Raw genomic sequence first — 10754 nt, 5'->3', positions numbered from 1 at the left:
TTTTCTTTCTGCTACTCTCCAGTATTGGTCTAATTTTTTCAAATTGTTCTTTACTTATATCGCTTGGATAGCTTTTTTGCATAGATATACCTCTTTCTTAACTATGCTTATTTTACCTCATATTTTCGAGATCCTTAACAGGTTCTAACAATAAACAACTTTAGGTTTAAATTTATGAAATCAGTTGTTATATACATCAGCAAATACGAATTTAACTGGTGTTATGGACTTAAATAAATTTACCGAAAAAGCAAAAAGTCTAATTCAAAGTGCTCAAATGAAAGCGTTGGGAGCTGGGCATCAGATTTTTATGCCTGAGCATTTACTAAAAGTGATGCTTGAAGATGAATCAGGTTTAGTTCAGGATTTGATAAACGCTTGTGGTGGAAGTGTGCAAGGTATTTCTGATGCTGTGGATAGCGCAATAAAAAAGTTGCCAGTAATTGAAGGTCCAGGAAGTGGTGGCCTTCAACTTTCAAGAGAAATAGCAAAAGTTTTTGAAGATTCAATTGGTATTGCAAGAAGAAATAAAGATTCATTTGTTGCTGTTGAGCGTTTACTACAGGGCCTCACTGCACAAAAAGATGATACTGTAGGCAAAATTCTGGCAGAGAATGGTGTGACTCTACAAAAACTGAACTCAGTTATTGCAGAAATGAGAAAGGGCAGCAGTGCGGACTCGCCAAACAGTGAGGAAAAATTAAACGCGGCAAAGAAATATACAAAAGATGTTACAGAGCTTGCTATGCAAGGAAAGCTTGATCCTGTAATTGGTCGTGATGAAGAGATCAGAAGAACTATGCAGGTATCACTGAGGCGGACAAAAAATAATCCAGTGCTGATCGGTGAACCTGGTGTTGGAAAAACTGCAATAGTTGAGGGGCTTGCAAATAGAATTGTTGCAAACGATGTGCCACTTGGTTTGCATGATGCAAAGGTCTTAGCTTTGGATCTTGGAGCACTAATTGCTGGCACTAAGTTTAGAGGAGAGTTTGAGGAAAGGTTAAAAGCAGTGATTAATGAGATTTCGAGAGCGGAGGGAAAAATTATATTATTCATCGATGAATTGCACACTTTAGTTGGAGCAGGAGCAACAAGTGGTGCAATGGATGCCTCGAATCTGCTGAAGCCTGCTCTTGCGCGTGGAGAAATTCGCTGTATAGGAGCCACAACTTTAGATGAATATCGTCAGCATATAGAAAAAGATCCTGCACTTGCAAGGCGTTTTCAGCCTGTGTTTATCTCTCAACCAACTGAAACTGATACCATTTCAATACTCAGGGGTTTGAAGGAAAGATATGAGGTGCATCATGGTATAAGAATTACAGATGGTGCAATAATTGCTGCTGCAACGTTGTCCAATAGATATATAACAGATAGGTTTTTACCTGATAAAGCAATTGATTTGATTGATGAAGCAGCAAGCAGGGTGAGAATTGAAATGGATAGCAAGCCTGAAGTTATTGATGAACTTGAGAGAAAGGTTATACAGCTAAAGATTGAAGCAGAGGCTTTAAAAAAAGAAAGTGATGAAAATTCTAAACAGCGTTTAAAAAAGATAAATGAAGAGATCGAAAATTTAAACAGTAAATTTGCTGACTTGAACAGCAAATGGCAGATGGAAAAGAATAAAATAGCTAGAATACAAGAAACAGCCGAAAAATTAGATAACGCTAGAAAAGAGTTGGAATTAGTTCAGCGTAGTGGGAATTTGGGAAGAGCAGGAGAGCTGATGTATGGTGTGATTCCTCAGCTTGAGAATGAATTAAAAAATCAGGAAAAGGTTACTGATAGTTTCTTAAAGAAAGAAGTGACTGGAGATGATATTGCAAACATTGTTTCAAAGTGGACAGGAATTCCAGTTGATAACATGATGCACAGCGAAAAGGAAAAACTTCTCAACATGGAGAATGAAATAGGAAGAAGAGTAATAGGGCAGAAAGATGCAATAGAAGCGATAAGTAATGCAGTTAGGCGCTCTCGCTCTGGTGTGCAAGATACTAATCGACCTTTTGGTTCATTCTTATTCTTGGGTCCAACCGGAGTTGGAAAAACAGAATTGGCAAAAGCCCTTGCTGAATTTCTGTTTGACGATCAATCAGCGCTTTTGCGTTTTGATATGTCAGAATATATGGAAAAACATTCTGTTTCAAAGTTAATTGGCGCACCTCCAGGGTATGTTGGCTATGAACAAGGTGGCAGATTAACTGAAGCAGTGAGGAGAAGACCATATCAGGTAATCTTATTTGATGAGATAGAAAAGGCAAATCCAGATATATTTAATCTATTGCTGCAAATCTTGGATGAGGGGAGACTCACTGATAGTCATGGCAAATTGATTGATTTTCGCAATACCATACTGATTTTAACTTCTAATCTTGGTGCTGAGATAATGCTAAAGGGGATTGCTGAGTCTGTAAAAGATGAGGTAATGCAGATAATTAAATCAACATTTCGTCCAGAATTTTTAAACAGACTGGATGAAATTATTATATTTCACAGTTTAACCAGAAATGACATCTATAAAATTATAGATGTTCAATTTTCTTATTTACAAAAAACACTTGCTAAGCGTAAACTGAGTATAAGTTTGTCGCAGGAAGCTAAAGAACTAATAGCACAAACTGGCTATGACCCTGAATATGGAGCAAGGCCCCTAAAAAGGGTGATACAAGAGTGTATTCAAAATAATTTAGCTAAATTAGTTTTATCGGGGGAAGTAGTAGAAAATGATGAACTAATAGTGTACGCTCTTGATAATGAAATCTTAGTTAAAAAGGTTTAAGTTCACTGTGTATTTTTGTTAAAAAAAATGTGTATAGATCATAATGTTGACACTGAGTCTTTATTTGAGTTAGCTGATCAAGAAAATCAGCAAGATAAAGAAAAAATTAAAAAATTTATTAAGTATTTTTATAGTTTTGTTTATAAAAGCGACCTAAAAGCCAATGATAAGTTTTTGCTATATATTGTAAACGATGCTTACAATTTTGTTTCTCAAAAAGAGAAAGATGAAAGTAAGTTAGTAGTAAGTAATATAGATGATATACCAGGAATAGAAGGCGATTTTACCACGATTAAGATAACAAACGATGATATGCCATTTTTGGTTGACTCCGTTATTACAACTATTAAGTCGCACGATTTAACCATATGCTATTATAGCAACAGCATAATTAACATTAAAAGAAAAGATGGCCTAATAGATGAGATTTACCCTTTGGAAGAAAGTAATGGAATAAAAGAGTCAGTTATATATGTAATTATCAAAGGTATAAGTGACAGTTTTGTTGATACATTAAAAGAATCTCTACAAAAAACGCTGAAAGCAGTTAATTGTGTTGTGAAAGATTGGCACTTAATGCTTAAGAAACTTGATGAGGCAAGTCTTTCTGTCATCCCAGCACTTGATACTGGGATCCAGGAAAAGGACACGTGGATTCCAGTGTCACGCACTGGAATGACACCAGACCGAAATCAAGAGCAAAAAGATTTTCTAGTTTGGTTAAAGAATAATAATTTTGTATTTCTAGGTTATCAAGAATATATTGCTGGTAAAGATGAAAAACTCGTCTGTGATGGCAAAAAGGACCTTGGCCTGATGAGAGTAGGTCAAAGTACGTTGATTCCTTCTGCAAACCTTGATTCCCTATACATATTGAGATCAGATCTAATCTCAATAGTCCATCGGCGTACATACATGAATTGTATAGGAATAAAAGAATTTGATGACCAGGGTAATGTAGTAAAGGAACGGCGTTTTTTCGGGCTATTTACTTCTGTAGCGGAGGTCCAAGATATTCGAACTATTCCAATAATAAAAGATAAAGTTAAAGTTATAGAAAAAAATGCAGGATTTGTAACCGGGGGCCACAACAATAAAGCTTTGATTTCTATTTTGCAAGTGTTCTCTTGTGATGAATTATTCCAATCAAATGAAGACGAATTATTTAAAATTTGCATTTCGATCATGTCTCTTGCGATTAGGCCAAGGGTCAGATTATTTTTAAGAAGAGTCGGGGATTTTATTAGTTGCATAGTGCTGATACCGATGCGTTATGCTAGCGCTAGGCTAATGTTCAAAATACGTGACATATTGAAGGATGAGACAAGTGCAGGAAGTTCAGATATTTATAACAATCACATTATCAATGAATATGATTTGATGAAATTGCATGTAGTGCTAAAGACCAAAAATGCTAGCGTTCTTGATGATGAAGTTTTGCGTATCGAAAACAAATTAAGAAACATTACAGAAAAGTGGGAAGATCGTTTTATAGACAATTTATACAATACTTTTAGCACTGTTGAGGATATATTCATCCGTTATTGCAAGGCATTTCCAATAAGCTATCAAGAGAGTTTCGAACCTCATGACGCATATTACGATATGAAAAAATTGGAGATAGTGAGGAAGAAAGGAGTTAGCGAGGTCGATTTAAGACTTACTCGTGATAATCTTAATTATCAATTAAAGGTTTATACTCCAAACAATGGAGGCCTTGAATTATCGAAGATATTAAGGATCACTAAGAATTTGGGAGCTAAAATTCTATCTCATAATGGCTATTACATAGAAATTAACGGTGGAATATGGATACACCATTTTGTGTTGTCAAGAGTCGATGAATTAATAGACAACATTACTCTAAAAGAGCAATTTGAAATAACACTTGCGAAAGTGTTTAGCAAGGAAATTAAGAATGACTATTTCAATAGTTTGATCATTATTGCTGGGCTCAAGTGGAAGGAAGTGCTTCTGATTAGAGCGCTAAGTGCCTATCTAAAGCAGACGTCATTTAACTACAACCCAGAATATATCCAAAAGGTAGTCTCAGAGTATCCAAAAGTAGTAAAGTATTTGATACAACTATTTCATGCAAGATTTGATCCTAACATAGACATTGATAGAGCAGAAACTACGGACATTGTCAGAGAAAAAATTGAGGAACTTCTAAAAGAGATCAGCAATGTTTCACATGATTACGTTTTGCGCTCGATATTTAACTTGATAATGGCTATTTTAAGGACCAGTTATTATCAAGACGATAAACCATATTTATCTACAAAATTTGACTCAAGTAAAATAAATGGTTTGCCTGATCCTCGTCCGTATCGCGAATTGTATATTTATTCAAACCTTTTTGAGGGAATACATCTAAGAGGAGGGAAATTAGCCCGTGGTGGCTTAAGGTGGTCGGATAGGACGGAAGATTTCCGCAGTGAAGTTTTGGGGCTCATGAAAGCTCAGATGACAAAAAATGCGGTTATTGTCCCTGTTGGTGCAAAGGGTGGATTTGTAATAAAGCAAGCTTATAAAGATAAGAATATTTTAAGAGAGAAAAGTGTTGAGTGCTATAAGAGTTTTATTAGAGGAATGCTTGATATTACTGATAACGTGGTTGATGGTGAAATAATTCCACCAGAGAATGTGATTAGGTATGATGAAGACGATCCATACTTGGTAGTTGCAGCAGATAAAGGCACTGCTTCATTTTCTGATTATGCCAACCAGATAGCCTCTGAATACAATTTTTGGCTTGGCGATGCATTTGCATCTGGTGGATCAGCAGGTTATGATCACAAAAAAATGGGTATTACAGCCAGAGGTGCATGGATTGCAGCACAGAGGCATTTTTGGAAAATGAATAAGGATACTTACCAGGATACAACTGTTATTGGAATTGGAGATATGGCTGGCGATCTATTTGGAAACGGTATGCTGCTTTCAAAAAATATACATTTAATCGGCGCATTTAACCATATGCATATTTTTGTTGACCCAAACCCTGATGCAGAAAAGAGTTTCACAGAGCGTAAACGTCTCTTTGAGTTACCATTTTCAACTTGGATGGATTATAATAAAGATTTGATTTCTAAGGGTGGAGGAGTATTTGAGCGTAGCAGTAAGCAAGTAAACATTTCTCAAGAAATAAAAAAGTGCTTTGATATAACAGAAGATATGCTACCTCCAAGTGATTTGATTAGATATCTATTGAAAGCAAAAGTGGATTTCATATGGAATGGAGGAATTGGCACGTTTGTTAAGGCAAAGAGTGAAAATCATAGCATGGTCGGTGACAAAGCAAACGATGAGTTAAGAGTGAATGGTAAAGATATTAGAGCTTCTATGTTTATAGAGGGTGGAAATCTTGGTTGTACACAGTTTGGAAGAATAGAATATGCTGAAAAAGGTGGATATATCAATGCAGACTTTGTTGATAATTCAGCCGGAGTGATATGTTCGGACCTTGAAGTTAACATTAAGATTGCATTTGTTTCAGCTATGAAAGCAGGGGGTATTTCTTTAGAAAAAAGGAATGAAATACTGGCAAGTATGGTGGATGAAGTTGCATCCAAAGTGCTTGAGAACCACAACAAAATTGAAACAAAAGCATTACTTCTTGAGTGTTTGCAAGCTAAAGAGAGATTGGAGCAGCACCACAGGTTACTGCTCAGTTTAGAAAAATCTGGGCTGTTAAACCGAAGCGTAGAATTTCTTCCAACTGAAGAAGAGATAGCAAGGATGTTAACTGGTGCAGAAGGTTTCAGTTCTCCTCAGCTCTCTGTTCTAATGTCTTATGCTAGAACAGCAATAAAAAATGAAATTATACATTCCGATCTGTCTGAAAAAGATCTTATATCTCATGACTACTTGCTAGGTTATTTTCCTAAAAAGATGGTAACAAAGTTTAAGGATTTCATATTAAAACACCAACTTCGTAGAGAAATTATCTCTACTTGCATTGCAAATGATGTAGTGAATAGAATGGGCTGTATATTCATCAATAATTTGGCTGAGAACACTGGAATTAAGATACAAGAAGCGGTTAACATATATATTGTTGTTAACCACCTGTATGATTTAAACAGCCTGTGGCAGAAAATTGATGAATTGGATGGAAAAATTGATGTTAACTCATACTTACAAATAGTGAGGAACGTGCAGAAATTTATTGGCAGAGTATCATTTTGGCTAGTGAAAAATCTTGGCAAGCTTAGCTTTGTAGAATTGGATGATGTTACAAAATTTAAAGATGCAATTGAAACTTTAGGCCAGAACTTAACTGATGTTTTAGATGAACACCTATTAAAGATCTATAGCCATGGATCAACTTCTTTAGTAGAACTTAATATAAATAAAGATCTAGCAAAAAAAGTTGCTGATCTATGCGTTCTTGCTTATGCACTAGACATTATATCTGTTGCTGAACAGACATCTTTGTCCATTCTTGATGCTGGTAAAATATACTTTGAGTTAAAGTCGCTGTTAAGATTCGATCTGATTAGAACAATTGCCATCAAGATGAAAAGCCGCTCTTCTTATTGGGATCGCAGCTTAGTTAATGATTTATTGGACGATTTAAGCAATTACCATCACAAGCTAGCTGTTAAAGTCATAAAAGCTACTGATAACCCTGAAGATAAGGTTCAAACCTGGGCTTGTGATGATAAGGACTACATAGAACGTTATAATAGTTTTTTAGATGAGATGGTTGCTTCTAAACTTGATTTAAGCAAATTAATATTTATAATCAGAAGGATTAAAGTACTTGCTTCATAGGAAAATGTTCAATATAGGTCTTTCAGAAATTTTAGTTGTAGCTTTAGTGAGCATAATTGTTCTTGATAAAAATAAGGTGCCTGTATTTATTGATCTTATTAGGAATGTGTATAAGTATCTTATGATTATAAAATCAAAAGCTAGGAGGTTATTGAAAGACGCAGGAGTTGAAGACTTACATAAAGAATGTAATGCTGAGAAAGTAAATTACATAATTGGTAAAAATGGTAAGCTTTATCCTACTTATGATATAGATAATACATCTAAAGATAATGACAGCAAAGATTCTGGTAGTAGATGATGTACTATCTAATGTCAAGCTTTTAGAAGCTCGACTAAAAGCAGAGTACTATACGGTTATCGTAGCTCATGATGGTGAAGAAGCTATAGATTTAGTAGCAAAGCAGCAGCCCGATATTATATTACTTGATATCATGATGCCAAAGATGAATGGCTTTCAAGTTTGTAAGGAGCTAAAGAGTGATCCCTTGACAACCCATGTTCCAATAATTATGGTAACTGCGCTGCATGATACTCATGATAGAGTGCAAGGTATTAATGCTGGCGCGGATGATTTTCTGACTAAACCAATAAACGAAACTGCTTTATCTGCACGAATTAAGTCTCTCACACGCTTAAAGATGATTATTGATGAATTGCGTTTGAGAGGAGAAACTAACGCTGAGATTGGTGGAGTCGCAGGAAACAGTATTATGGATTATTCCAATCAGATTTTTGATGCTAACATACTTGTTATAGATGAGGATGTTCATCAAGCAGAGCAGATATATGATATATTAAAGCAACGCTTTAGGTCAATTAAAATACTGAGTGATCCAATGGAAGCATTGAAGGTTGGTATTGAGAGTGGTTACGACCTGATCATTTCTAATATGCAATTTTCAAAAACTGACGGCTTGCGTTTGTGTTCTGAGTTTCGTAGTAAGGTGGAAACACGTTATACACCAATTCTGATTCTTTCTGAGGATTATGATAAAAACAATTTAGTAAAAGCACTTGATGTAGGTGCTAATGATTATTTAACAGTACCTTTGGATGAGGGTGAGCTAATAGCAAGGGTTAATTCGCAAGTAAAACGCAAAAGATATCAAGATGCCTTGAGAATGAATTTATTTAATAATGCGGAAATGTCTATAAAGGACCCATTAACTAACTGTTATAATAGAAGATATTTTGATGCACACTTAAGAAACATTGTTAAGGACTCTGTGGAAAAGGATAGAAGGTTGTCTCTTATGATACTTGATATAGACTATTTTAAGATAGTGAATGACAGTTTTGGGCATAGTGCTGGAGATGAACTTTTAAAGCAAATACAGAAAAGAATTTCTGAAAATATCAGAGTGACAGATTTACTAGCTAGGTTTGGTGGTGAGGAGTTTGTTGTTGTAATGCCAGATACCAATGTATCAGATGCGTATACTATTGCGGAGAGAATACGAAAAATTATTGCTAAAGAACCTTTTGTACTTGCGGATAAAAATACAACCCATAATGTAACTGTGAGCATTGGAATTGCAGAAATGCAAGGATCTGACTTTGATGATATTAAAAAATTTATAGTACGTGCTGACAGATATTTATATAAAGCAAAAAACAGTGGTAGAAATAGAGTGGTTACTGGCTATAGCTAAAGTGGCTTAAGTTTACCGACAACCGTCATTCCACTACTCGTGAGCGGAATCTATGCTGAGATACCGCGAATGAATCGCGGTATGACGTGTTGCTTGGGTTAGCTATAGATTTCTGAAATGATTTCAAAAAAATGATAACTAAGATTAAAGCGACAACATGAGGTTTCTCAGCTCTGGAAATTTCACGTTTAACTGCAAAAATAGATACTTATTTAAAAAATATCCTGTGACTTTCAGTCCTAACTGAAATTCTTGGAATGAGTAGCTGTTTTGTAGGGTATTATTGTATACATCATGCAACATTTGTGGAAAAGGTAGGAGTTTATCTGCATAATAATCTCCTACTTTTTTTGACACTGCTCTACCAGTTTTTGGAGAAATAAATTGCAGATTTTCCTTAACACCTGTTACAGCGCATTTGGATAAGTCTAACTTGAATCCCAATTGCGTAAGAAGCAGAAGCTCTAAGTTAAGATAATGGCTTTGCCAAGACTGATTGTTGTGTTTTATTACATCGATGAAACATCGAAAATTGTCATACAGCATGGCACAGGGTTCACTTTCTGGAAGCACTTTTTCTAAAATAGAGGAGAAAGAAGCAATAGTAATGCTTTTTAACCTATCTTGAAAGAAATGATGGAATGGAGATTTGATTAATTCGCACCTAAAAAAACCTAGATTTTCAGGTAACTTAGCACTCCATTCTGCATGTAATAGATTACTTATCTGAAACTTATAATTGCTATTGTTTGTTAGCTTAGTTAATCCCCTGCGCTTTCCATGACTTTTTGTAAACAGAGAAAGAATTAAGTTTTTATCGCCGTATTTTTTAGCAGCTATAATGATGCCTTCATCTTTCCATCTCATTTAGAGTGCATTGACCGTATGACATTATAGGATAGTACACCTAGAGCTTGCAATCCATAAAAATCACTTACTCCGTTACTATTCCAAAGTTTCAAGGCTATGAGAGAGTAAGTTATTGGCTGCCACTCTTCTTCCTGAGCCTCCATGCTGAGCTTTTGGTTTGCCAAATAATTGTTTGAATGATTTTAGTAACCATTACTTTTCCTTATCTGAAATTTTGGATAATTCAGCTTCCAATTCTTCTATCGTCGGTAAAGCTGTTTTTATGTTCTCTGGTAGATTTTCAGTTATTCGATATTCTGCTAATCCTATTGGTTTATTTATGTCTTTGAGTGTATATTTAGCAAGTACATCGTCTTTAGATTTACATAAGATTAACCCTATAGAAGGTTGATCTGTCGAGTGCTTCAGTAAATCATCAACTGCAGAAAGATAAAAATTCATTTTACCAGCATATTCCGGCTTAAAATCCTTACCTTTTAGTTCAATCACTACGAAGCAACGTAACTTTAAATGATAGAATAATAAATCAATATAAAAGTCTTTATTACCAACATCTAAATGAAATTGTCTACCAACAAATGCAAATCCTTCACCGAGTTCTAAGAACCTGTTTAAAATCTTCGTAATAGGAGAGAAATGAAGGAAAGGACAATCATTTGCAAGCT

6 protein-coding genes are annotated in these 10754 nt (G+C 35.1%); 4 read left to right on the top strand and 2 right to left on the bottom strand.

Annotated elements, in window-relative coordinates; all coding sequences use genetic code 11:
• Positions 1 to 223: 223 nt before the first annotated feature.
• Genes clpB through OZD63_RS03240 form a run of 4 tightly spaced genes read left to right on the top strand, consistent with a single transcriptional unit; the run spans position 224 to position 9219 of the window.
• The gene (gene clpB / locus OZD63_RS03255; protein WP_275008107.1) at positions 224 to 2785 is read left to right on the top strand and encodes an ATP-dependent chaperone ClpB; all 2562 of its coding nucleotides are present in this window, start codon (positions 224 to 226) and stop codon (positions 2783 to 2785) included.
• 27 nt (positions 2786 to 2812) lie between these two features.
• Complete coding sequence (locus OZD63_RS03250; protein WP_275008106.1) at positions 2813 to 7564, top strand: NAD-glutamate dehydrogenase; 4752 nt, start codon at positions 2813 to 2815, stop codon at positions 7562 to 7564.
• Positions 7565 to 7568: 4 nt separating this feature from the next.
• Positions 7569 to 7865, top strand: coding sequence for a Sec-independent protein translocase subunit TatB (gene tatB, locus OZD63_RS03245; protein ID WP_274979698.1), 297 nt, complete (start codon positions 7569 to 7571; stop codon positions 7863 to 7865).
• Positions 7837 to 9219: a PleD family two-component system response regulator gene (locus OZD63_RS03240; RefSeq protein ID WP_275008104.1), complete on the top strand. Its 1383-nt coding sequence runs from the start codon at positions 7837 to 7839 to the stop codon at positions 9217 to 9219. Before tatB ends, OZD63_RS03240 begins: the two co-directional genes overlap by 29 nt.
• A 144-nt stretch (positions 9220 to 9363) precedes the next feature.
• On the opposite strand, the gene recO is transcribed toward OZD63_RS03240, so the two are convergent.
• Entirely contained in the window at positions 9364 to 10086 is a 723-nt protein-coding gene (recO, locus tag OZD63_RS03235; RefSeq protein WP_275008102.1) for a DNA repair protein RecO, read from the bottom strand.
• 195 nt (positions 10087 to 10281) lie between these two features.
• On the bottom strand, positions 10282 to 10754 hold a 473-nt coding region (locus OZD63_RS03230), incomplete at its 5' end, for a PDDEXK nuclease domain-containing protein (RefSeq protein WP_275008101.1).

This window comes from Wolbachia endosymbiont of Drosophila leontia, from assembly GCF_028981785.1.
GTDB classification, from domain to species: Bacteria; Pseudomonadota; Alphaproteobacteria; order Rickettsiales; family Anaplasmataceae; genus Wolbachia; species Wolbachia pipientis.
The sequence above is the reverse complement of the archived record's forward strand: the minus strand, read 5'-3'. Positions and strand labels throughout refer to the sequence as shown.

Coding starts and splice junctions, on each gene's coding strand:
- clpB (WP_275008107.1), top strand. CDS start 224: ATGGACTTAAATAAATTTACCGAAAAAGCAAAAAGTCTAATTCAAAGT.
- OZD63_RS03250 (WP_275008106.1), top strand. CDS start 2,813: ATGTGTATAGATCATAATGTTGACACTGAGTCTTTATTTGAGTTAGCT.
- tatB (WP_274979698.1), top strand. CDS start 7,569: ATGTTCAATATAGGTCTTTCAGAAATTTTAGTTGTAGCTTTAGTGAGC.
- OZD63_RS03240 (WP_275008104.1), top strand. CDS start 7,837: ATGACAGCAAAGATTCTGGTAGTAGATGATGTACTATCTAATGTCAAG.
- recO (WP_275008102.1), bottom strand. CDS start 10,086: ATGAGATGGAAAGATGAAGGCATCATTATAGCTGCTAAAAAATACGGC.